Source organism: Streptomyces sp. 135, from assembly GCF_020026305.1.
Taxonomy (GTDB): Bacteria; Actinomycetota; Actinomycetes; order Streptomycetales; family Streptomycetaceae; genus Streptomyces.
Genome location: NZ_CP075691.1, coordinates 6,112,894 through 6,137,476, shown reverse-complemented (window position 1 = coordinate 6,137,476; position 24,583 = coordinate 6,112,894). Strand labels below are relative to the sequence as shown.

General features: G+C 72.2%; 12 protein-coding genes and 1 pseudogene. 4 read left to right on the top strand and 9 right to left on the bottom strand.

Annotated elements, in window-relative coordinates; translation table 11 throughout:
* Window positions 1–73: 73 nt before the first annotated feature.
* Window positions 74–940: an SAM-dependent methyltransferase gene (locus KKZ08_RS27800; RefSeq protein ID WP_223777028.1), complete on the top strand. Its 867-nt coding sequence runs from the start codon at window positions 74–76 to the stop codon at window positions 938–940.
* A gap of 81 nt (window positions 941–1,021) precedes the next feature.
* Here KKZ08_RS27800 and KKZ08_RS27795 read toward each other — a convergent pair whose 3' ends face one another.
* From KKZ08_RS27795 to KKZ08_RS27760, 8 genes and pseudogenes are all read right to left on the bottom strand, one after another.
* The gene (locus KKZ08_RS27795; protein WP_263303408.1) at window positions 1,022–6,865 is read right to left on the bottom strand and encodes an SDR family NAD(P)-dependent oxidoreductase; all 5,844 of its coding nucleotides are present in this window, start codon (window positions 6,863–6,865) and stop codon (window positions 1,022–1,024) included.
* The gene (locus KKZ08_RS27790) at window positions 6,847–8,628 is read right to left on the bottom strand and encodes a polyketide synthase (protein ID WP_223777027.1); all 1,782 of its coding nucleotides are present in this window, start codon (window positions 8,626–8,628) and stop codon (window positions 6,847–6,849) included. The genes KKZ08_RS27795 and KKZ08_RS27790 overlap by 19 nt, the downstream gene beginning before the upstream one ends.
* Window positions 8,629–8,868: 240 nt before the next feature.
* On the bottom strand, window positions 8,869–10,803 hold the full coding sequence (gene ftsH, locus KKZ08_RS27785; RefSeq protein ID WP_223777026.1) for an ATP-dependent zinc metalloprotease FtsH: 1,935 nt from the start codon (window positions 10,801–10,803) through the stop codon (window positions 8,869–8,871).
* 134 nt (window positions 10,804–10,937) lie between these two features.
* Window positions 10,938–12,491 (bottom strand): signal recognition particle protein, encoded by a 1,554-nt coding sequence (ffh, locus tag KKZ08_RS27780; protein WP_223777025.1) that lies wholly within the window; start codon window positions 12,489–12,491, stop codon window positions 10,938–10,940.
* A 735-nt stretch (window positions 12,492–13,226) separates the two neighbouring features.
* A pseudogene (locus tag KKZ08_RS27775) lies at window positions 13,227–15,677 on the bottom strand ([protein-PII] uridylyltransferase).
* A gap of 58 nt (window positions 15,678–15,735) precedes the next feature.
* Window positions 15,736–16,074, bottom strand: coding sequence for a P-II family nitrogen regulator (locus KKZ08_RS27770; protein ID WP_127912634.1), 339 nt, complete (start codon window positions 16,072–16,074; stop codon window positions 15,736–15,738).
* On the bottom strand, window positions 16,071–17,429 hold the full coding sequence (locus KKZ08_RS27765; protein ID WP_223777024.1) for an ammonium transporter: 1,359 nt from the start codon (window positions 17,427–17,429) through the stop codon (window positions 16,071–16,073). Before KKZ08_RS27765 ends, KKZ08_RS27770 begins: the two co-directional genes overlap by 4 nt.
* 338 nt (window positions 17,430–17,767) lie before the next feature.
* On the bottom strand, window positions 17,768–19,240 hold the full coding sequence (locus KKZ08_RS27760; RefSeq protein WP_223777023.1) for a hypothetical protein: 1,473 nt from the start codon (window positions 19,238–19,240) through the stop codon (window positions 17,768–17,770).
* 435 nt (window positions 19,241–19,675) lie between these two features.
* Between KKZ08_RS27760 and KKZ08_RS27755 the strand changes: the two genes are divergently transcribed.
* Window positions 19,676–20,338, top strand: coding sequence for a bifunctional DNA primase/polymerase (locus KKZ08_RS27755; protein WP_223777022.1), 663 nt, complete (start codon window positions 19,676–19,678; stop codon window positions 20,336–20,338).
* A gap of 243 nt (window positions 20,339–20,581) precedes the next feature.
* Here KKZ08_RS27755 and ftsY read toward each other — a convergent pair whose 3' ends face one another.
* Window positions 20,582–21,802 (bottom strand): signal recognition particle-docking protein FtsY, encoded by a 1,221-nt coding sequence (gene ftsY / locus KKZ08_RS27750; RefSeq protein WP_223777021.1) that lies wholly within the window; start codon window positions 21,800–21,802, stop codon window positions 20,582–20,584.
* Between the two features lie 198 nt (window positions 21,803–22,000).
* Between ftsY and KKZ08_RS27745 the strand changes: the two genes are divergently transcribed.
* Together KKZ08_RS27745 and KKZ08_RS27740 are read left to right on the top strand one after the other, a co-directional pair.
* Window positions 22,001–23,446, top strand: coding sequence for a cytosine permease (locus KKZ08_RS27745; protein WP_223777020.1), 1,446 nt, complete (start codon window positions 22,001–22,003; stop codon window positions 23,444–23,446).
* Window positions 23,447–23,562: 116 nt separating this feature from the next.
* Window positions 23,563–24,555, top strand: a complete 993-nt coding sequence (locus KKZ08_RS27740; RefSeq protein ID WP_223777019.1) for an LLM class flavin-dependent oxidoreductase — start codon at window positions 23,563–23,565, stop codon at window positions 24,553–24,555.
* Window positions 24,556–24,583 lie beyond the last annotated feature (28 nt).

Here is a 24,583-nt window from a genome sequence, read left to right as displayed (position 1 = left end):
GCGCACTGCACGGGGGCGGACGAACCGTTGATTACGGCACGGCATTTACTCTCGGCGGATTGGGGCGCTTTCGATGACACCAACACTCGTGCAGTCGCACCTCCATCGCGGGGGCACTGCGCCCCGTGTGAACCTCGGTGCACGCGCGCGTGACTGGGCGGAGATCCAGGAACGGATGCTGGTCCCGCTCTTCGAAGCGGTGTACGAACGGCTCGACGTGGGTGACGGCACCCGGCTGCTCGGTCTCGGCTGCGGATCCGGACTCGCCCTGCTGATGGCGGCCTCCCGGGGCGCCGCGGTGACCGGTGTCGACCCGTCGGCGCCCGAGCGGCTGGCGCTGGCGCGGAAGCGGCTGTCGCCGGACTCCGCGCCGGAGGCGGCGGCAGGCGCGGCCGGTGGGGCGAGGCTCGTCGAAGGGGGCCCCGCGGACGCGGCGGGCCCGGACGTGCCCGCGTACAACCTCGTCACCGCGTTCCAGCCGATCGGCTGCATGGCGGGCGACTCCGAAGGACTCTCCAGCCTCTTGGAGACGGCGGCTCCGCTCACCGACCGGGGCACCCCGGTGGTGCTCGTCGGATGGGGCCCTCCGGAGCGTTGCGCCACGTCCATGGTCCTGAGGGTGGCGACCAAGCTCGCCGATCCGATGCGCAGCGCGGGCAGTTGGCGCCCCGCCCTGCGCGACGACCTGGAGGAGGTGGCCCAGCGTGCGGGCCTCAAGCCGGACGGCTCCGGTCGCGTCGCCTGCCCGTTCGGGTACGCGGATGTGGAGAGCGCGGTCCGGGGGCTGCTCTCGACGGGTCTGTTCGACGCGGCGGTGGGCGCGACGGACAAGGCCCAGGTCGACAAGGAGCTGACGGAGGCGCTGCATCCGCACCGGCGGCACGACGGGACGGTGTGGATGCCGAACGTCTTCCGGTACTTGATAGCGCGTACGCCGTAGCGCGGGGCGCACGGAGGTTCAGTTCGACGTGATCGAGGCGGCCGGCGAAGCACTTCTGGAAGGTGGCTCTCCGGGCCCGCCTCACACCCTGGAGACGGAATCCGCTTCGGCTGGCTCGGCGCTTCCGGCCGCCGCTGACGGGTTGCCCGTCAGACCGAGGCGCAGCAGCACCAGGTGGGAGATGTCGGTGATGGTCCCGCCGCTGCGCAGCAACTCCAGCGGCGGGATGTCGATGTCGAACCGGGTGCGCAGGGACACCAGCATCTCGGCGAGCATGAGGGAATCCAGTCCGTACTCGTCGAGCCGGCGGTCATGGTCGAGGTCCTGTTCGTCCAGGTGCAGCACTCCGGCCAGCAGGCGCGCGAGCGTCTCGGCGACGGCGCGTACCGCGTCCTGCGGCTCCATGGCCGCCAGCGCCGCCACGATCTCCTCGCGTGAGTGGTCGGCCTCGCCCATGTGCTCGGGGAGCAGCGTCGCGCAGCGGGGCGCCGCGAGGGCGGGCAGGAAGTTGCGCAGGCGGGCCCAGTTGTAGCGCCCGACGCCGGCCACCTCAGGGCCCTGTGCGGCCAGCAGCTCGGCGGCCGCGAACGCCTCGCGGGGCGCGACGGGTTCGATGCCCACTGAGGTCAGCGCTCCGGTCAGGCCGGTGCGGGCGACGTATCCCGTCTCGCCGATGGCCCCCCAGGCGATCGCCCGTCCGGCGGCGCCCGCCCCACGGCGGCGGCGCGCGAGCGCCTCAAGCCAGAGATCGGCCGCCACGTAGTTGGCCTGGCGGACGTTGCCGAGGAAGGTCGTACCGGAGGAGTACAGGAGGAACAGGTCCAGTTCCCGGTCGCCCAGCAGCTGGTCGAGCACGGCGGCGCCGGCCGTCTTCGGGGCCAGGGCGGCGGCGAACCGTTCGTCGGTAAGTTCGGCCAGCGGGTCGTCCTCCAGGTGCATCGCGCAGTGGACGGCTCCGCGCAGCGGGTGTCCTCCGGAGTCGATTCGTGCGAGGACCTCTCGAACGGCGGACGGGTCGGTGACGTCGGCCGCGTACGCGGTGGCCCGCACGCCGCGTTCGGCGAGTCCGGCCAGTACCGTCCCGGCCTCGGGTGACGCGTCGCCGCGCCGGCTCATCAGCGCCAGGTGCCGTGCGCCCCTCTCGGCGAGCCACTCGGCGGTCGCGGCGCCGAATCCGCTCAGGCCGCCCGTCACCAGGTAGGTGCCGCTGGGGTCCAGGGAGGGCGCCTGCGTCCGCCGCTCCACGGGCACCGGCTCGTCCAGCGGGTCCATCGCCACGACGACCTTTCCGACGTGGCGGGAGTGCTGCATGAGCTGGAACGCCTCGGACACGCGGGCCGCGGGGTACACGCTGTGGGGCAGCGGGCGGTACGACCTGTCGCGTACGCGCTCGGTCACGTCCGCGAAGAGCCTGGCTCCACGGTCGGGGTCGAAGGCCAGCGTGGTGAGGTCGACTCCGAAGAAGCTGATGTTGTTGCGGAAGGGCCGCAGCAGCAGGGGCCTGTTCTCGTAGATGTCGCGCTTGCCCAGCTCGATGAACCGGCCGCCCGGGCGCAGCAGCTCCAGACTGCGTGTGATCGCCTCCCCTGCCAGGGAGTTGACCACGACGTCGACCCCGCGCCCGTCGGTGACCTCCATGACGCGGACGGCGAAGTCCAGGCTGCGGGAGTCAAGGACATGCTCGGCGCCCAGAGTGCGCAGCAGTTCCCGCTTGGCGGGTGTGCCCGCGGTGGCGATCACCCGGGCGCCGCACCGGTGGGCGTACTGGAGGACGGCGAGGCCGATGCCACCGGCGCCGCCGTGCACCAGGACCGTCTCCCCGGCCCTGAGCCGCGCCAGGTGATCGAGGCTGTAGTGGACGGTGGAGAAGACGACCGGCAGGGTCGCGGCCTCGGTGAAACTCATCCCCGCGGGCATGTGTCCGAGAGCCTGGGCGGCGGTCAGGGTGTGGGAGGCCAGCGACGCCGGCGCCAGGCCGTACACCCGGTCGCCCGGCCGGAACCCGGTCACGTCGGGCCCGACGGCCGTCACCACCCCGGCGCACTCCAGGCCGAGGCCGACCTCCGTGTACGTCCCTTCGATCGCCTCGGCCGGCAGCAGACCGACCGCCTGCATCATGTCGCGGTAGTTCAGCGCCGCGGCCCGTACGGCCACGGCCACCTGGCCCGGCCCCGCGGGCAGGGGCGTGTTCTCGACCCATGCCAGTTGGTAGGAGAGCCCGGGGGAGCGCACCTCAAGGCCGAAGGACGCCTCTCCCCCGGCCGTCTCCTCCGTGCGAGCGGCGGGCAGCTCTCGCTCCCGGGGGACGAACCGGCCGCCGCCCGCGGTGAGCACCACTTCGGTCTCGGTGTCTTCCGCCAGCAGTTCGCGGGCCACCCGGTGGGCGTCGGTGGCCGTCTCTCCGGAGCGGTCCAGCGAGACGGCGCGGAGGGACAGGCGGGGTTCCTCGTTGGCGAGGGTGCGGGCGATGCCCCACACCGCCGCGTCGTGGGTCGCCTCCGGCCGCTCCGGGTGCGGCAGGGCGCCGCTCGGCCGGGTCACCAGCGTCAGCGAGACCGACGCGGTGCCGTCGAGAGCCGCGCAGGCCCCGCTGAGCGCACGCAGGAGCGCCGCGCGCCGGGTGGTGAGCGCGACGGCCCCGGCCGGTTCGTCGCCGGGCGCGTCACCGAGGAGTACGCACACGTCCGCGCCCCCGGCCCCGAGGACGCCCGCCCAGTCGACCGCGCCCTCGTCCGGCGCGTGCACCGAGGCGCGGGTGCCGTCCGCGGCCGGCGGCAGGAGGTCGGCGACGGCTCGGGCCAGGGCGACTTCACCGGCCGTCTCGGCGGCGATCACCCGGTGGCGGCTGGCCGGGGCGGTCGGCAGCGCGGGCGGGGCGAGGGCACGGCGGGGGGTCGCGGCGAGGAGTACGGAGAAGTCGTCGCGGCACTCCGGGGCATCATCATCCGTGCGCACGACGTCGACGAACCCGCACCTGGTCAGCAGGTCCGGCCAGCGCTCGCTGGGCAGCAGCGGTGAGCCGGGGCGCTCGTCGTGGTCGATGCGGTCCCAGAAGGTGTCCACGGTGCCGAAGTAGGGGGCCAGGCAGTGCGTGTCGTGGCTTTCGAGGGCCAGGAGCATGCCGCCGGGGGTCAGGAGACTCGCGACCCGGCGCACGGCGGCTTCGAGGTCCTTGGCGGTATGCAGGGCGTTGGCGGCGATCACCACCTCGAACCGCTCCTCGTGCAGCCCCTGTCCGGCCGGGTCGGCGTCCAGGTCGAAGGTGCGGTAGGTCACGAAGTCGTGGGCGGCGAAGCGGCGTTCGGCGCGGTCGAGGAACGCGGGTGAGACGTCGCTGAAGACGTAGTGGGTCCGCTCGGCGGGCAGGAGGGGGAGCACGGCGGCCGTCATGCCACCCGTGCCGGCGCCCACTTCCAAAACCCGCAGGGGCCGGTCCCCCGGCCAGGCCCGTACCGTCTCGCGCAGGAGTGCCTGCGCGAGACGGTTGTGGAAGCGGAGGGTGACGGCGGTGTCGTAGAGCTGTTCGATGTCCGCGAGGCTTCCGTCGGAGGCCGCCAGGTCCGCCGGGTCGCCTCCGGGGGCCAGGCGGTCCCGCGTGCGGCTGATGGCCAGCCGGCTCTCGGTGGAGTACCGCGGGAACTCCAGGGTCAGTTCGCGCAGGAGTTCCGTGTCCTCGAACCGCGACCGGGTCAGCCGCAGCCGCCCGTCCCGGGCTTCCTCGGCCAGGCCGTGGCGGATCATCTCGGGGCGCATCGTCTCGGCGAACGGCACGCGCCGCGGCTCCATCCCGGCGCCGACCAGGTCATCGATGCCGAAGGCGGCACCGGGATCGGGCAGGAGGGCGGCGACAGCGGCGGCGTACCGGTGGGCGGCGGCCTTCTTCAAGAGCGCGATGAAGCGGTCGTAGCCGGCGTCGTGCCAGTCGGCGCGGCAGGCGGCGATTCGGTCGGCGGCGGCCGAGGCGATCTGCCGCGGGGTGACCGGCGGCCCGTCGCCGGGCCAGGGTCCCGGGTCGGGCGCGGCCCGCATCGTGGTGTGGTGAGTCGTCAGGGCGGTGCGGTGGGCGCCGGCCAGCTTGCGCAGCCGGCAGCGGAGCAGTTCGACGCAGACCCGTCCGACGTCGTCGGTCACCGTGATGTCCCAGCAAGTCTCGGCCGCCGAGAGGGACCGCCGGCGGACGTGGACCCAGCCGCGGGAGGCGGGCGCGCGCCACACGCGGGCGGACCCCACGGCGGCGGGCAGGAAGACCGTGCCGTCCTCCACGGCCGCGCCGATCAGCGGTGCGCCCGCCTGCAAGGCACCGTCCAGCAGGGCGGGGTGCGCCTCGTACTCCTGGCTCGGGGCCTGGTGCACGTACGTGGCCAGCACCTCCCCGTCTCCGACGCGCAGTTCGCGCAGGACCTGGAAGGCGGGGCCGTACTGGAGGCCGGCGCGGCCCACCGTGTCGTAGTGCCGCGCGCCGTCCACGACCCGTGGGCAGCGTGCCCGGACGGCGGCGAGGTCGATGTCGGCGGGCGCCCGGCCGAGCAGTGCCCTCACCCTGGCCCGTACGTGCGCGCGGGGCCGGGCGCTCCGCGCGTCGGTGCTGGTGATGCTCACCAGGCCGTCGTCCGGTGTGACGGCCAGCTGGACGCGTACGCTGCCGGCGTCCGCCCAGGGCACGACCAGCGGGCGGGTGATCTCCAGGCAGTCGACTTCCGCCGGGCCGTCGAGGGTGAGCCGCCCGGCGGCCATCGCCATCTCGACGTAGGCCGTCGCCGGCACGACCACCGAGCCCGCGAGGCGGTGGTCGGCGAGCCAGGGAGCCAGCGCGGGCTCGATGGCCCCCTCCCAGGTAGGAATAGGGGAGGGCAGCCGCTCGCCGAGCAGCGGGTGGTCCAGGCGACCGGAGCCGCTGGTGCGCAGCCAGGTCTGCGGCGTCCCGTTCCAGTGGCGCTCGCGCTGCCAGGGGTAGGCGGGAAGGTCCACCACGCGGCCCGGGCGCGGGAAGTACACGTCCCATCGCAGCTCGGCGCCCTGGGCCATGAGCGTGGCCACGGCGTGGTCCATGGCGTCGGATCCCGCCACGTCACGGAGCAGGGTGGGCGTCACGGCGACCGGGTCCCGCGTGCGGGAGTGGGCGACGCGGTGCAGGTAGGAGCGGAGGACGGGGTGCGGGCCGATCTCCACGAAGACGTCGGCGCCGTCCTCCAGCGCCTTCTGCGTGGCGTCGGAGAAGCGGACGGGTTCCCGAACGTTGCGCCACCAGTAGGCCCCGTCCAGGCCGGAGCCCTCGATCCGGTCGCCGGTCACGGAGGAGAACATCGGCAACTGGGCCGTGGTGGGCCGCAGTTCGGACAGCCCCCGGCGCATCGGTCGCTCGATCGGGTCCATCGCCGCGCTGTGGAAGGCGTGGTCGAGGTCCAGCTCCTTGCAGGCGACTCCCTTGCGGGTCAGCTCGGCCAGGAAGGCCCGCAGGACGTCGGTGGGGCCCGCCACGGTCACGTCCTGGCCGCTGTTCACCGCCGCCACTTCGGCCCCGGGGAAGACGGCGGCTTCCTTGGCCGCCTCGTCCGCGGGGAGCGCCACGGCCGCCATCCGGCCCGTCCCTGCGGTGGTGGCCTGGGTGCGGCTGCGCTCGACGATCACGTGGGCGGCCTGTGCCAGGTCCAGGGCGCCGGCGACATGGGCGGCGGCGACCTCCCCCACGCTGTGGCCGAGCACGCCGTGAGGGGTGATTCCCCGCGCCTGGAGCATCCGCACCAGGCCGATCTGGACCGCGAACAGCAGGGGTTGGGCCACCTCGGTCAGCGCCAGCCGTGAGCGTTGGGCCGGTGCCGACAGCTCGTCGGTCACCGACCAGCCCAGCCGGGGCGCGAGCGCCGCGTCCACGTCCGCGACGGCCTCCCGGAAGACGGTGCTTTCGGTCAGGAGGTCGGCCGCCATGCCGGGCCACTGCGAACCGTTGCCGGAGAAGACGAACGCGATACGCCCCCGGGACACCGCCTGCGGGGCGGTGGCGACAGCTCGGCCCTGCTCGTCCGCCTCACGCGGCGGCGGGATGAACGGCGGCTGGTCCGCCGCGTCGACGCTCGACGCCGTCCCGGAGGGGGCCTTCCCGTCGACGGCCGGTGTCGGACCGCCGAGTGCCCGCAGCCGCTGGGCGGCGGTTCGCGGTCCGGCCAGGACGACCGCACGGTGCGGGTGGGCGCCGCGGCGCAGGCAGGTGGTGTAGGCGATGTCGTAGAACTCCTGCGCGGTGGCCGCGGCGAGCCGGTCCGCCATCCGCGTGGCGGCCTCGGCCAGGGCCTTGGGGGTACGGGCCGAGACCATGACCGGGAGCGCCCGCCCTTCCTGGGCGGTGGGGCGGTGGCCGGGCTCCTCGCGCCGGGGAGCCGACATGGCGGGGCCCCGGTGAGCACGACGTGGGCGTTGGAGCCGCCGAAGCCGAAGGAGTTGACCCCCACGACCGGACGCTCTACGGGGCCGAGTGGCATCGTGTCGTCGGCGGTCAGCAGGTTCAGCGCCGCGAAGTCGATGTCGGGGTTGGGCGGGGAGGCATGCAGCGACGGCGGGATCGTCCGGTGCCGCAGGACGAGCAGGGCCTTCAGCAGACCGGCGATCCCGGAAGCAGGCTCCAGGTGCCCGATGTTGGTCTTGACGGAGCCGATCGGCAGCACACCGGTGGTGCGGCGGCGCCCCAGGGCGCCTCCGATGGCCCGGCACTCCAGAGGGTCGCCGACCAGGGTTCCCGTGCCGTGCGCTTCCAGGTAGACGAGTTCGTCGGGGGAGACGCCCGCGTGGTCGTACACCGATCGCAGCAGGTCTTCCTGTGCGTCCGGGTTGGGCAGCGCGAGTCCCATCGTCCTGCCGTCGCTGTTGGAGGCGCTCGCGAGGACGACTCCGTGGATCCGGTCGCCGTCCGCCATGGCGTCCGCCAGCTTCTTCAAGACGACCAGACCGCCGCCTTCCGCGCGTACGAACCCGTCGGCCGCGGCCGAGAAGGAGGCGCACCTGCCGCTCGGCGACAACATGGCCGCCTGTGAGAACCCCACGTAGTGGTACGGGCTGAGCAGTACGTTCACGCCGGCGGAGAGCACCACGCGGCTGCTGCCGTCGAGCAAGGTGCGACAAGCCCGGTCCAGGGCCACCAGGGACGAGGAGCATGCGGTGTCCACCGCCATGCTCGGGCCGCGCAGGTCGAAGTAGTGGGAGAGCCGGTTGGCGGCGATCGAGGAGGCGGCGCCCGACATCGTGTAGGCGTTGACGCTCTCCGGGGCCATCATCTGGAGGCCGCCGTAGGAGGCGTCCGACACGCCTACGTAGACGGCCGCGTCGGTGCCCGCCAGGCGCTCCGGGGCGATTCCGGCGTCGTCCAGCGCCTCGACGGCCAACTCCATCAGCAGGCGGTGCTGGGGGTCCATGCGGGACGCCTCCTTCGGCGCGATGCCGAAGTAGGCGGCGTCGAAGCCGGTGACGTCGTCGAGGAAGGCGCCCGCGGCGGTGTAGCTCTTGCCTGCGCGTGGCGTCGCGGTGTCGACGAACCGGGACGACTCGAACCGGTCGCCCGGGATCTCACCGACCACGTCGCGGCCCTGCCGCAGCGCGTCCCAGAGCCGGTCCAGGTCGTCGATGCCGCCCGGCAGGCGACACGCCGCCCCGACCACCGCGATGGCCCGCCCCGTCGTCGTTGTGTCGATGTCGTGCATACACAGGCTCCCGGGAGGGGTGACGGGCCATGGATTCGCATGTCGCGGCGCCATTCAACGCATTGGAATCACCCCATGACAAACGGTCACTGAGCCGTGAGTGTTGTCGGCATGCTCGTCCGAAAAGCATCGAATGCGACGAAGCACGTATGCCGCCCCACCCGGCCGCACCGACAGCACGGGCCACGCCCGCCGAGCCCGGGGAGCCGTGGGCGCCGAGGGAGCCGGGGACAGCGGTGATCAGCGGGCCGGCGGGGCCGCGCGCGGGACGCCGGCGACCCGGTAGGCCTCGGCCTCCTCCAGGGTCTCGTTCGCCAGCAGCGCCGCGGCCAGGGCGTCCAGTTGGTCCCGGTGGTCGCGCAGCTGGCGGCAGGCGTTCTCGTAGCACTCGTCGACGATCCGCCGCATCTCGCCGTCGATCACATCCAGCGTCTGCGGGGCGGCCGACAGTCCGTACGCCTGCTGCGCGTCGCTCGGCAGGGCGGACAGGCGCCCCACGAGTTCACTCATGCCCCAGCGGCCGACCATGCCGCGGGCGATGTTGGTGACCTGTTCCAGGTCGTTCTCGGCGCCGGTGGTGACGACTCCGTAGACGACGTGTTCGGCGGCCATGCCGCCAAGGGCGCCGATGATGCGGCCGCGGAGATACTCCTCCGTGTACGCGTACTTGTCGGAGTCCGGGGTCGACAGCGTGACGCCCAGGGCACGGCCGCGCGGCACGATCGTGATCTTGCGGACCGGGTCGGCGCCGGGCTGGAGCATGCCGAGCAGGGCGTGGCCGCTCTCGTGGTACGCCGTGCGCCGCCGCTCCTCCTCCGGCATCACCAGCGGCCGCTCGGCGCCGAGCTGGACCTTCTCCATGGCTTCGGAGAGGTCGGACTGCGTGACCGTCTTCTGCTTGCGCTTGACGGCGATCAGGGCGGCTTCGTTGGCGAGGTTGGCGAGTTCGGCGCCGGTCATGCCCGGTGTCGTACGGGCGACGTGCGCGAGGTCGACGTCGTCGGCCAGTGGGATGGCGCGCGTATGGATCCGGAGGATGGCCTCGCGCCCGCCGCGGTCCGGCGGCGAGACGTTGACGACGCGGTCGAAGCGGCCGGGCCGGGTGAGGGCGGGGTCGAGCACGTCGGCACGGTTGGTGGCGGCGAGGACGATGACGCCCTCGGCCCCGGAGAAACCGTCCATCTCGGTGAGGATCTGGTTCAGGGTCTGCTCGCGCTCGTCGTGGCCGCCCATGCCGCTGCCGCCGCCCCGGGCGCGTCCGATGGTGTCGATCTCGTCGATGAAGATGATCGACGGGGCGACCTTGCGGGCCTCGGTGAAGAGTTCCCGTACGCGCGAGGCACCGACGCCCACGATCATCTCGATGAACTCCGAGGCGGAGGCCGAGAAGAAGGGCACACCGGCCTCGCCAGCGACGGCGCGCGCGAGCAGCGTCTTGCCCGTGCCGGGCGGTCCGGCGAGCAGCACGCCGCGTGGCATCTTGGCGCCCATCGTGCGGTAGGCGTCCGGGTTCTTCAGGAAGTCGACGACGTCATTGAGCTCGCCCTCCACCTCGTCGATCCCGGCCACGTCCTCGAACGTGGTCCGCTTCGCCCCGGGCTCCAGTTCGACCGGCTTGGGCGGCGTCTTGCGCCCGAGCATGCCGCCACCGCCCATACCCGCGCTCATGCGCCGGGCGATGAAGATCCACAGCACCACGAGGAGGAGCATCGGGGCGAGCGAGATGAGCAGGTTGGAGAGGAAGCTGCGCTCCTGCACGACGGGCTCGGCGGTGACGGTGACGCCGTGCTCGGTCAGGTCGTCCCAGAGCTTGTCGTCGGCGAAGGCGGGCCGTTGGGTGGTGAACTTGGTGTACGTCCCCTTCTCATCGCCCGGCTTGTCCCGCTCCTTCTTGAGCTGCCCCTGGATCGCGTCGCCCTTGGAGTAGATCTTCGAGACGTTCCCGGCGTCGACCTGCTTGCTGAACTCGGTGTACGAGATGGTCGGCTCGTCGCCCTCGTTGAAGAAGGACAGCACGAGGTTGGCGATGAGGTAGACGATCAGAGCCGTCAGGATCAGCCCGCCCCAGCCGCCCGGCATCCTCTTCTTCGGAGGCGGCGTCGGAGCGGGCGGGGGCGCGCCCTCGGAGCGCCATGGCTGATCGGGCGCCCGGCGCGGCGGCACAGGGTTGCTCATATCCGGACGTTACGTCACGAAACACACCACGGCACCCGCGCCGGTTCACCCGGAAGACGCCTGGGGCGCCCCTCTTCAGAGGGACGCCCCAGATGTCGTACGAGACCCGGACCGCGCCGGGCGACCTGCCTGCCTCAGCCCATGAACTTCTTGAACTCGTCCGGCAGCTCGAAGTTCTGCGCGGCCTGTCCACCCGGGAGGCCGAAGGCGCCGCCGTCCTGGCCGGCCTGCTCGCGGCGCGTGGCCGCCTCCAGCTCCTCCTGCTTGCGCTTCATCGGGTTGCCGGAGCGGCGCTTGCCCTTGGCCTGCTTCTGCTTCTTCTTCTGCTTGCCGGCGCCACCGCCCATGCCCGGCATCCCGGGCATACCCGGCATGCCGCCGCCCTGGGCCATGCGGGACATCATCTTCCGGGCCTCGAAGAACCGCTCGACGAGGTTCTTCACCGCGCTGACCTCGACGCCGGAGCCCTTGGCGATACGGGCGCGCCGGGAGCCGTTGATGATCGTCGGCTCCTGACGCTCTGCGGGCGTCATGGACTTGATGATGGCGGCGGTGCGATCGACGTCGCGCTCGTCGATGTTGTTGATCTGGTCCTTGATCTGCCCCATGCCGGGCATCATGCCGAGCAGCTTGCTGATGCTGCCCATCTTCCTGACCTGCTCCATCTGGGCCAGGAAGTCGTCGAGCGTGAAGTCCTTGCCCTTGCTGCTCGCCAGCTTGGAGGCCATCTTCTCGGCCTCTTGCTGGGAGAAGGTCTGCTCGGCCTTCTCGATGAGCGTGAGCATGTCGCCCATGCCGAGGATGCGGGACGCCATGCGGTCCGGGTGGAACGCGTCGAAGTCGTCCAGCTTCTCGCCGTTGGAGGCGAACATGATCTGGCGGCCGGTGACCTGCGCGATGGAGAGCGCGGCACCACCGCGGGCGTCACCGTCGAGCTTCGACAGGACGACACCGTCGAAACCGACGCCGTCGCGGAAGGACTCCGCCGTGTTGACGGCGTCCTGACCGATCATGGCGTCGACGACGAACAGGACCTCGTCCGGGCTGACCGCGTCGCGGATGTCCGCGGCCTGCTGCATGAGCTCCTGGTCGATGCCGAGGCGGCCGGCGGTGTCGACGATGACCACGTCGTACTGCTTGGTCTTCGCGAACTCGATGGAGTCCTTGGCGACCTGCACCGGGTCGCCCACGCCGTTGCCCGGCTCGGGGGCGTACACGCCGACGCCGGCGCGCTCGGCGACGACGCTCAGCTGGTTGACGGCGTTGGGGCGCTGGAGGTCACAGGCCACCAGGAGCGGGGAGTGGCCCTGCCCCTTCAGCCAGAGGCCGAGCTTTCCGGCGAGGGTCGTCTTACCGGCGCCCTGGAGACCCGCGAGCATGATGACGGTCGGGCCGGTCTTCGCGAAGCGCAGGCGCCGGGTCTCGCCACCCAGGATGCCGATGAGCTCCTCGTTGACGATCTTGATGACCTGCTGGGCGGGGTTGAGGGCCTGGGAGACCTCGGCGCCGGCCGCGCGCTCCTTGATCTGCTTGATGAAGGCGCGTACGACGGGCAGGGCCACGTCCGCCTCGAGCAGGGCGATGCGGATCTCGCGCGCCGTGGCGTCGATGTCCGCCTCGGACAGGCGGCCCTTGCCCCGGAGGTTCTTGAATGTCGCTGCGAGGCGGTCGGAGAGAGTATCGAACACGGCGGTCGCGAATCCTCAGGTCTGGGGGCGGGCTGACAGGTCGCCTTCCAGAGTATCTGCCGCGCGCCAGTGCCTGGGGCTGCGGTCGCTTCTCCATGCCGCGGGGCACCCGGCGGTATCCCCTTGCCCGCCGCTCCGCGCCGGATTTCCCCCACCCACCCGCCCGTAACCCGGCGTCGAGACGTCGAGGCAGGAGCAGGCCGGGGTCACGCACCCCGCCGGGCGGTACAAGCGCCCGGCGGTAGCCCCTACCCCGCCGCTCCGCGCCGGACGTCTCCCACCCACCCGGCCGTTACTCGGCGTCGAGACGTCGAAGTAGGGACAGGGAGGGATGGGCACCGCCCGCAGACGGATGCGCCCCCGAAGGGAACAGGGAAACAAGGGCCGATGACGCCCCGCAGCTACTCGCGCGCGGCAGAGGAAAGACGCGAGCCGACGATGGCCCGCAGTTCTCCATGCGCCGGGGGAGGGCATGAGCCGACAATGGCCCGCAGTCGTCCACGCGTCTGAGCGAGGGCGCGAGCCGACGACGGCCCGCAGGCGCTCGCGCCCCTGAGGGGACGTGGGGGTATGTGCGCGCGGAGCACAGTGGTGGTCATGAGGGTGGGCGAAGCAGCAAAGGCCCCGCGCCAAGATGGCGAGCACGGACATACCCCCGCGGCCCCGCCCCAAGACGCGCCCCAGGCGCCCCGCGGCCCCACCTACCCGCACCCGCACCCGCACCCCCCACCCCCGCTACCCCCCCACCCCCAACACCTCCTCCACCTCCCGAGCCACCCCCACCGCCCGCTCCCCCACCAACGGCCCCCCATCCCCCCCAGTCACATAGAACGCATCCACCGCATTCGCCCCCCACGTCGACACATGCGCACTCCGCACCACCACCCCGCCCCTCCAACGCCCGCCCGATCCGATGCAACAACCCCGGCGCATCCTGGGCCCGCACCTCGATGACCGTGGCGAGCCGTGACCCCGCCGACGCCACCGTCACCCGCGGCGGCGGCGCCACCGTCCCCCGCCGACGCGGATACGCGGCGTCCCGCTCGGCCAGCCGCCCGGCGATGTCCAGGGACCCGTCCAGCGCCCGCACCAGATCGGCCCGCAACCGCGCCGCCTGCGGCAACGACCCGTACTCCGCCGCCACCCGCCAGTCAAGGAGCAGGACCGAGCCCGCCGCCCCCTCGATCCCCGGCGGCAACGACACCTCCCGCAGCTCCGCCGTCCGCACCGTGAGCCGGTGCAGCGCGAGCACCCCGGCCACGGCGGGCAGCACCCCCGCCCGCTCCGGCACGGCGACGAGCAGTTCCACCCCGAGCGGCTCCGGCTCATCCACGGGCTCCTCCGCCCGCAACGCCACCACCGGCCCACCCGTACGGAACGCCTCCACCGCCAGCCGCTCCTGCTCGGCCGTGGGCGCAGCCCCTTCCTGCGAGGAGCCGGAGTCCGGCTCGTCCCCCGACAGCGACGCCGCCACCCGTTTCACCAGATCGCCGACGAGCGCCCCCCGCCACGCCGACCAGGCCGCGGGCCCGGTGGCCAGGGCGTCCGCCTCGGTCAGCGCGTGCAGCAGCTCCAGCGTCCCCACGGACCCGACGGCCTCGGCGACCCCCCGCACCGTCGCCGGATCGTCGAGATCGCGCCGCGTCGCCGTCTCCACCAGCAGCAGATGGTGCCGTACGAGACAGGCGACCACGGCCACGTCACCCGCGTCGAAGCCGACCCGCGCCGCGACGTCCCGCGCGATGATCTCCCCGGCCACCGAGTGGTCCCCGGGCCACCCCTTGCCGATGTCGTGCAGCAGCGCGGCCACCAGCAGCAGGTCGGGCCGGCCCACCCGCCGGGTCAGCGCGGCGGCCCGTACCGCCGTCTCCACGAGGTGCCGGTCGACGGTCCACGTATGGACGGCGTTGCGCTGCGGCCGGCACCGCACCCGCTCCCAGTCCGGCAGGAGCCGCGTGATGAGGCCCTCCGCCTCCAGCGCCTCCCACACCTCGACGGTCGGCGGCCCCGCGCCGAGCAGCGTCACGAGCTGCTCGCGGGCCTCGGCGGGCCACGGAGTCGGCAGCGGCCGCCCCACCGCGGCCAGCCGCCGCACGGCGTGCAGCGAGCAGGAGCCCGGCCTGCGCGGCGGCCGCGGCGGCCCGCAGCGGCAGCACGGGATCGCGTTCGGGCCGGGCGGCGCGGGCGAGCACGGCCTCCCGTCCTGCTCCACGACCCCTCGGCCAGCGGCGTCCGCTCGGCCGCCGCGCCCCGCCCGCCGAGCATGGCCCGCAGCCGTGGCCGCACGGACCGCGCCCGCAGGACGCGGCCGACCTCGCGCCAGGTGACGTCACCGGCGTAGGAGACGACGCGCGCGGATTCGTACACCTGTCGGAGCAAGGTGTCGGCGTCCAGCAGGCCGAGCGCGGCCGCCACCTGGTCCTGTTCTTGCAGGGCGAGCCGGTCGGTGGCCCGCCCGGTGGTGAGGTGCAGCGCGTCGCGGACGTCGAGCAGTCGCCGCCGGGCATCGGCGAGGCCTTCGCGCGGCGCGTCCGCGAGCCAGGACGCGGCGACGGCCCGCAGCGCCGTGACGTCGCGCAGGCCGCCCCTGGCCTCCTTCAGGTCGGGTTCGAGGAGGTGGCCCAACTCGCCGTGCCGCACCGCCCGTTCCTCGCACAGCTCGCGCAGCTCCGGCAGCCGCTTCGGGGCCTGGTTGCGCCAGTCGGCGAGGACGGCGGTGCGCAGCCCCGCGGTCATCCCGAGGTCCCCGGCGACGTGCCGCGCGTCGAGCAGCCCGAGGTGCGCCTTGAGGTCCTCCCCGGCGGTCTTGCGCGCCTCCGCCGGGGTGCGCACGGAGTGGTCGAGGGCGAGGCCGAGGTCCCAGACGGGGTACCAGAGGCGGTCGGCGAGGGCGGCCACCTCCGCGGCGTCCGCGCTCCCGTCGTGCAGCAGCAGCAGATCGAGGTCGCTGCGCGGCGACAGTTCGCCGCGTCCGTACCCGCCCACCGCGACGAGCGCGACGCCACGGGGCAGCTTCTCGGCACCCGCCCGGAAGAGCCCGGCCAGCCAGTCGTCCGTCAGTTCGGAGAGGGCGGAACGGCGCGGCGGCCCGGACCGCGACCCCTCTTGGAGGAGCCGCAGCCGGGCCGCCGCGTAGCCGCTGGGTACGGTGTCTTCCGCTTCGGTTCGTACGCCCACACTCGTCACCCGGCAGCTCCTGTCCGTTCCGCTCAGTTCAGCCCAGCCCCCTGTCAAAGCCCGCCGCTCACAACGCGTCGGGCCCGCGCTCCCCCGTACGCACCCGCACGGCCGTGTCGACCGGCACGCTCCAGACCTTGCCGTCCCCGATCTTGCCGGTGCGCGCGGCCTTCACCACGACCTCGACGACCTGCTCGGCGTCGTCGTCCTCCACCAGCACCTCGATGCGGATCTTCGGCACGAGATCCACCGTGTACTCGGCGCCCCGGTAGACCTCGGTGTGCCCGCGCTGGCGTCCGTATCCGCTGGCCTCGGTGACCGTCAGGCCCTGGACACCGAAGGCTTGCAGCGCCTCCTTGATCTCGTCGAGCCGGTGCGGCTTGACGACCGCGGTGATGAGCTTCATGCGTCCACCTTCTTGTTCCGCTGTACCTGAGTGCCGTCCACGACCGGGCCGGGCACGGCCGCCGTACGCGGCGCCGTACCACCGCCCGCGCCACTGAAGTCGTAGGCCGTTTCCGCGTGTTCGACCTGGTCGATGCCCAAGACCTCGTCATCCTCGCTGACCCGCATCCCGATCGTCTTGTCGATCAGGAGGGCGAGGATCGCGGAGGCGATCAGGGAGTACGCGAGGACGGCTCCGACACCGGCGAGCTGCTTCCACAGCTGCTCCAGGCCACCGCCGTAGAAGAGGCCCTGGGCCTTCGACTGTCCGCCGCCGGTGGCGAAGAAGCCGACGAGGATCGAGCCGACGACACCGCCGACCAGGTGGACACCGACGACGTCGAGGGAGTCGTCGAAGCCGAACCGGAACTTGAGGCCGACGGCCATGGCGCAGAGCAGACCGGCGATCGCGCCGATGGCGATGGCGCCGAGCGGCGAGCAGGAGCCGCCTGCCGGGGTGATGGCGACGAGTCCTGCGACGGCGCCTGAGGCCGCGCCCAGCGTGGTGAAGGCGCCGTGGCGGATCTTCTCGTAGATGAGCCAGGCGAGCATGGCGGCGGCAGTGGCGACCTGGGTGTTGACGAACATCAGCGCGCCGACGCCGTCGTCGTTGCCGAGCCACGATCCGGCGTTGAAGCCGAACCAGCCGAACCACAGCAGGGCCGCGCCGAGCATCACGAGCGGCAGCGAGTGGGGCCGCATCGGGTCCTTCTTGAAGCCGACGCGCTTGCCGATGACGAGGATGACGCCGAGCGCCGCGGCCCCGGCGTTGATGTGGACGGCCGTGCCGCCCGCGAAGTCGATGACGCCGAGCTCGAAGGCCCAGCCGCCGGTGCCCCACACCCAGTGCGCGACGGGGAAGTACACGACCGTGGCCCACAGCGCGACGAAGAGCGCCCAGGCGGTGAATTTCACGCGGTCCGCGAGGGCGCCGCTGATCAGCGCGGGCGTGATCACGGCGAACATCAGCTGGAAGACGGCGAAGACGTAGACCGGGATGGTGTAGCCGTCCCAGAGCTGGTTGATGCCGAGGCCGCTGAGCCCGACGTAGTCGCCGTTCCACCCGAAGAGGCTGCCGTGGTCGGTGCCGAACGCGACGGAGAAGCCGTACAGCACCCAGAGGATGGTGACGATCCCGAGGCTGATGAAGCTCATCATCAGCATGTTCAGGGTGCTCTTGACGCGGACCATGCCTCCGTAGAAGAAGGCGAGTCCCGGTGTCATGAGCATCACCAGGGCGGAACAGATGAGCATGAACCCGGTGTTGGCGGCAGACAGCTCGGGGGCGTCTGCGGCGATCGTGATGCCTGGGGGCATCGGCGTCTCCTCGTCGTCGTATGCGGCCCGTGCGGGCGAAGCCTGTGCGGTGCCGAGGGGGCCCGTGCTCCTGGGGAGGCGGGGCTGTGGGCCGGTTATGCGCCAAGAGATTGGCGCAGCGCGGTTTCGGCGGGCGCCCCTCGGTGTTTCACCGCAGTGACGAAGAGGTCGTGCGTGTTACGCGGCCATGAACTGCCGGGTCGCGCGGGGCGCGGTTTCCTACCCTGCCCGGGGCGTACGAACCGGCCGCGGCGGCCATCCGGCTGACTGGCGTAGGGGGAGCCGAGTCGGGCTGTTCGGGATGGTTGCGCCGCGGCCGGGGCCGGTCGTGCCGGGCTTCAGACCGCCTCCGCGGTCTCCGGCATCTCGATGGCGAGCCGCTCGGTGATCTCCACCACCTCGGCGACGTCGCCGAAGTCCCGCACGGCGGTGTCGACGGTCTTGCGCAGGCGCGTGTTGACCCGCTCGGAGCGGACCTTCTTGGCGATGTCGAGGGCTTGCCCGGCAAGCACCGTGCTCTGCTCGGGCTCGCGCTGGAGCAGGTGGACGGTGGCCTTGCCGATGAGGTTCAGGGCGTACGAGCGCTGGTGCTCGGCGTCGGTCTCGAAGAGCTGCACGGCGCGGTCCATGACGGGCTCGGCGAGCGAGGCATAGGTGGGGCTGCGCCCGGCCACGTAGGCCAGGTCGCGGTACGAGTGGGCGTTCTCCCCGTTCAGCTCGGCCTCGGAGAAGAAGCGGATCCAGTCCGGCTCGGGCTCGTCGAACTCCTCGGCGTCGGCGAAGGTGTCCTCGGCCATCCGCACGGCCCGCTTGCACTTGCCGGGCTGGCCCATGCTGGCGTACGCCCGGGCCTCCATCGCATACAGCATGGCCTGGGTGCGGGGGCTGGCGCAGTCACGGCTGCCGTACTGCGCGAGGTGGATCAGTTCGAGCGCGTCGTCGGGCCGGCCGAGGTGGATCATCTGGCGGCTCATGCTGGAGAGGATGTACGACCCGAGGGGCTTTTCGCCCGCTTCCTTCGCGGCGTGCAGGGCGAGGACGAAGTACTTCTGGGCGGTGGGCTGCAGACCCACGTCGTAGCTCATCCAGCCGGCCAGCTCGGCCAGCTCGCCCGCGACCTTGAAGAGGCGCTTGGCAGTGGCTTCCGGCTGGGGTTCCTGGAGCAGGTCCGTGACCTCGTGGAGCTGCCCGACGACGGCCTTGCGCCGGAGCCCTCCCCCGCACTGGGCGTCCCACTGGCGGAACATCACCGTGGTGGACTCCAGGAGGTCGAGCTCCGGCTTGGACAGGCGCGCCGGGCGGCGCATCGCGGCGGGCTCGGGCTCCTCGCGGGGCGTCGACGGCGAGGGCACCAGCCAGCGCTGCATGGGCTCGATGAGGGCGGGTCCGGCGGAGAGCGCGAGCGAGGTGCCGAGGAAGCCCCGGCGGGCGAGCATCAGGTCGCTGCGCGAGAACTCGCTGATGAGCGCCACGGTCTGGGGCCCGGTCCAGGGCAGGTCGACCCCGGAGGAGGCGGGTGTGCGGTGCGCGGCGCGCAGGCCGAGGTCCTCGATGGCGACGACGCAGCCGAACCGCTCGGAGAACAGCTCGGAGAGGATGCGCGGGATCGGCTCGCGCGGATTCTCGCCGTCCAGCCAGCGGCGCACGCGGGAGGTGTCCGTGGAGATGTGGTGGGCGCCCAACTGGCGTGCCCTGCGGTTCACCTGCCGGGCCAGCTCGCCCTTGGACCAGCCGCTGCGCACGAACCAGGACGTGAGCATCTCATTGGGGCGCTTCTCAGCGTTCGCTCCGCTTCCGCCACTGCCGCCCACTGGAACGCCCCCATCCTTCAAGCCACCTGTGCGCCGTCACGCTGTGCGCTTCCTACGCCAAGCCCTAACAGAATGCCGCCTCTTGCGGCTGTCCGTCCGGAGAATGTCACCCGTCGAACAGGAAACCGACTTGCCTCCGGCATACCCACGGGAAGTCGAGATCCCTGGGTCGTGTACTCAAAGTAATCCTACGATCACCGCTCCCGCGAGGGCGATCCCGGAAACGCCACCATTCGCCACCCCTTCGAATGAACTCCCGCTCTACGCAACGCGATTGACTTGACAGCGATGACGGAAAGCGGTGGAAAGGAGTGCGCCGGGGCGCATGTCGCCGGATGCACCACCCCTGAGACCTCCAAGCGCCGTCTCAAGAGCAGAGGGTCACGTTCCGATTCCCTCACGTAACCGCGGCACGCTCGACCCGTTGGAGGGGGCATGGGCTTCACGATCGGCGGCACCCGGGGGACCGACAAGCTCCGGACCGTATCAAGGCGGCGCGGCCGCCCGTCGGACTGTACGGCGGTGGCGGAGTACACCGGACTGTGGGGCTGGGACGCGGTGCCCGGCGCCCGCGCCCTGGACGGCACCTGCTCGTGCGGCGCCACCGACTGCGCGGCCCCCGGCGCGCACCCCCTGGGCTTCGCCCCCGAGATCCCGGCCGGCGCCACGCTCGACGAAGTGGCGGACGCCTGGGCCGAGTTCCCCGGAGCGGCCGTGCTGCTGCCGGTGGGGCGTGCCTTCGACGTGATCGAGGTGGCGGAGACGGCGGGGCGGCGCGCCCTGGTCCGCCTGGAGCGGATGGGCCTTCCCTTGGGTCCGGTGGCGGTCACGCCCGACGGCCGCGCGCAGTTCTTCGTCGCCCCGGGCGCCGCCGCCGAACTCCCCCGCCTGCTCTACCGCATGGGCTGGGACGACGCCGCCCTGGACCTCCACGGCCTCGGCCCGGGCGACCACATCACGGCACCCCCCTCCGACCGCGGCGGCCTCGGCCCGGTCCGCTGGCTCCGCTCCCCCGCCCTGGACTCGGCGACGGACCCACCCCAGGTCCGGCTCCTGCTCGGCACGCTGGCGTACGTGGCGCATCGCTCGCCGGCGTAGGGCGCCGGGGGCACGCGTAAGCCGCGGGGAAGCGTTGAGGGGACCCCGAGCGGGGCACGGGGCCGCGCGACGCCCCCGGGACGGAGCTTCACTCCGACCCGCATCGCGTGCGCTGCCCGCTGCCCACCAGGGCGGCGCCGGGGCAAGCGTTCCCCTGAGGGCGGGCCTTCGCGCACCGGCACGCGAAGGCCCCCTCACGCACTCACCGCGCGAGGGGGCCTTGCAACAACCGCAGGCGGACGGTCAGTCGCCGATGAGCGCGTCCACGAATGCCTCCGGCTCGAACGGCGCCAGGTCGTCCGCGCCCTCGCCGAGGCCCACGAGCTTGACCGGTACGCCCAGTTCGCGCTGGACGGCGACGACGATGCCGCCCTTGGCGGTGCCGTCGAGCTTCGTGAGGACGATGCCCGTGATGTCGACGACCTCGGCGAAGACCCGTGCCTGCACGAGGCCGTTCTGCCCGGTCGTGGCGTCCAGGACGAGCAGCACCTCGTCCAGCGGCGCGTGCTTCTCGACGACGCGCTTGACCTTGCCGAGCTCGTCCATGAGGCCCGTCTTGGTGTGCAGCCGGCCCGCGGTGTCGATGAGCACGACGTCCGCGCCCTCGGCGATGCCTTCCTTGACGGCGTCGTAGGCGATCGACGCGGGGTCGCCGCCCTCGGGGCCGCGGACGGTGCGGGCACCGACGCGCTCGCCCCAGGTCTGGAGCTGGTCGGCGGCGGCCGCGCGGAAGGTGTCGGCGGCGCCGAGGACGACCGAGCGGCCGTCGGCGACGAGGACGCGCGCGAGCTTGCCGGTGGTGGTGGTCTTGCCGGTGCCGTTGACGCCGACGACCATCACGATGCCCGGGGTCTCCAGGCCGGACTCGGTCTTCACGGTGCGGTCGAAGTCCGTACCGGCACCCGTGCCGAGCAGGGCGATGAGCTCCTCGCGCAGCAGCGTGCGCAGCTCGTCCGGGGTCCGGGTGCCGAGCACGCGCACGCGCTCACGCAGCCGCTCCACGAGCTCCTGGGTGGGCGCGACGCCGACGTCCGCCGTGAGCAGCGTGTCCTCGATCTCCTCCCAGGTGTCCTCGTCGAGGTGCTCGCGGGACAGCAGCGTGAGCAGCCCCTTGCCGAGCGCGTTCTGCGAGCGGGAGAGCCGGGCGCGCAACCGGACCAGGCGGCCGGCGGTGGGCTCGGGGGTCTCGATCTCCGGGGCGGCCGGTTCCTCGACCACCACGGGGGCGGTCGCCGAGGGCTCGGCGAGCGGGAGGTCCACCTCCTCGATCGTGCGGCGCGGTTCGTCGCGCGGCGTCTCGGCCTCGTCGCCGACCTTCGGTTCGGCGGGAGGTGCGGTGATGGTGGGCGTACTGGACGGGGCCTGCGGGGGCAGCTGCTTCTTCTTGCGGCTGCCGATCACGAGCCCGCCGAGCGCGCCGATCACGACCACGGCGATGACTACAGCAAGGATGACGATTTCCATAACCCACCCAGTATCCGGCATGGCCCTTCCAGAGGCCCAGATTGTGTCTTCCTCCAAAGAACATATGCCACTAGAAGGCACTACTCGGATTAAAGTACGATGGAGGTCCCCGCATCAACGCGCGTAGAGTCCATCGCGATCACCCCCACCGACGGATCGCGACGTTGCGAGCCGAGCGAGAGGCACGGACCCACCCCCATGAGCAGCACCACCGCCGAAACCGAAGGCGCCCTCGAAACACGTGGCCTTGAGCCCGTCCCGGACGCCGAGCGCACGGGCAGGACCCGTGAGCTGTTTCCCACTTGGGTGGCGGCCAACATCAGCGTCCTGCTGCTCACCATGGGCGCGGGTCTGATCGTCTCCAACGGCCTGAACTTCTGGCAGGTCCTGGTCGTCGCCCTCGTCTCGCCCCTGCTGAGCTACGGCATGGTCGGCCTGATCTCCATCGCCGGCAAGCGCGGCGGCTCGCCGGGCATGACGCTCTCGCGCGCGGTCTTCGGCCAGCGCGGCAACCTCTTCCCGGGCGCGCTGATCTGGGTCGCCCGCTGGGGCTGGGAGACCATCAACGCGGTCACGGGCGCGTACGCGATCATCACGGTCCTCAACATCTGCTTCGACGTGGAGTCGAGCACCTGGCTGACCGTCGTCACGCTGGTCGCCTTCGTCGCCTGCACGTTCCTGATCAGTGGCCTCGGCCGCAAGATCCTGCACATCTGCAGCACGTGGTCGACGTACGCCTTCGGCGCGTTCAGCGTGCTCGTGCTGGTCTACCTCCTCGCCGAGACCGACTGGTCCGCCGTCTTCGACAAGCCCGCGGGCTCCACGGCGATGATGGTCGCGGGCGTCGGCACGATCGCCGCGGGCGGCATCAGCTGGGTCCCCACCGGCCCGGACTTCACCCGCTACCTGCCGCGCAACGCCTCGAACAAGCCGCTGGTGGGCCACGCGGTCGGCGGCGCCGCCATCGTCGTCGTCCCGATGGTCCTGATGGGCGCCGTCATGGCGGTCTCCGCGCCGAAGCTCTCCACCGCGCAGGACCCGGTCTCCTTCCTCGGCTCGCTGCTCCCGACGTGGATCGCGGTGCCGTACCTGATCATGGCCCTGGTCGGCATGCTGCTGATCAACTCGATGTCGATGTACTCCGCCGGCTTCACCGCGATGACCCTCGGCATCAAGGTCCCGCGCGCGTGGGCGGTCAGCGTGAACGCGATCATCAGCCTGATCTTCGGCTACATCCTGATGAACGTGGCGACGAGCTTCATGGGCTCGTTCATCTCCTTCCTGACCCTGCTCGCGGTCGCCTTCTCCGCCTGGATCGGCGTCTTCGGCATCGACATGCTGCGCCGCAAGACCTACGACGGCCAGGCCCTGATGGACACCAAGCGCACCAGCGCCTACTGGTACAAGGCGGGCTTCGCCTGGCAGGCCATGACCGCGTGGGCGATCGCCCTGGTCGTGGGCCTGCTCTTCACCAAGGTCGACTGGTTCAGCGGCCCGCTCGCCACGTCCTGGATCGGCCGCCACGGCCTCGGCTGGCTGGCCACGATCGTCGTCGCCGCCGTGCTGTACGCGGTGCTGCCGAAGACCCCGCTCGTCGAGAAGGACGCGGCCGGCAAGGGCGAGCCGGACCTGGTCTCCGCCTGACCGAGAGCCCGCGGAGGCGGTGATACCCGCCAACTTCCGCCACGCTCTACCCATCTGACATGACGTCAACTAACGTCCCCCTTCGCCGCCCACGCTCGGTGAAGGGGGACGTATCCATGCCCACCACAGTCGTACGGTTCAACCTCGTCGATCCCGCGGCCACACCCGCCTCGCTGAGCGAGCGCTACAAGGCCGCCCTGGAGATGGCCACGTACGCGGACGACCGCGGCATCTCGACCGTCCAGACCGAGGAGCACCACGGCGCCGAGAACAACTGGCTGCCCTCCCCGTTCGCCTTCGCCGGCGCGGTCTTCGGCGCGACGCGGCGCATCGCGGTGACGGTGTCCGCGATCATCGGCCCGCTGCACGATCCGCTGCGGCTCGCCGAGGACATCGCCGTACTCGACCTGCTCAGCGGCGGCCGCCTGGTCACCGTGGCGGGGATCGGCTACCGGCCCGAGGAGTACGAGCGGGCGGACGTCGACTTCAAGCGGCGCGGTGAGCTCCAGGACGAGCTTCTGGAGACGCTGCTCGCGGCCTGGACGGGTGAACCCTTCGACTTCCGCGGCCGCACGGTGCGCGTCACCCCGCGCCCGTTCAGCCGGCCGCATCCGCTGCTGCTGGTCGGCGGCTCGTCGAAGGCGGCGGCCCGGCGCGCGGCCCGGTTCGGCCTGCCGTTCTTCCCGAGCGCGCACCTGCCCGAGCTGGAGGCGTACTACACGGAGCAGCTCGCGGAGCACGGCACCGAGGGCTGGACGATGATGCCCGCCGCCGAGACCCCGCTCCTGCACATCGCCGACGACCCCGACCGCACCTGGGCCGAGCACGGCGCGCACTTCCTGCACGAGGCCCGCACCTACGCCTCCTGGCAGACGCGGGCGAAGGGGGCCATCCGCTCGGCGGTGAAGTCGGCGGCCACCACGGTCGAGGAACTGCGCGCGGAGGGCATCTACCGCGTCCTGACGCCGGAGGAGTGCGTGGCGTACGCGAAGGGCGGCACCGGCGGCCTGATCCTGCACCCGCTCGTCGGCGGGATGCCCGTGGACGAGGGCTGGCGCAGTCTGCACCACTTCTGCGAAAACGTACTGCCCCGGCTCAAGGACAGGTAGTGAGCACGAGTCCTTGAGCCGGGGCAGC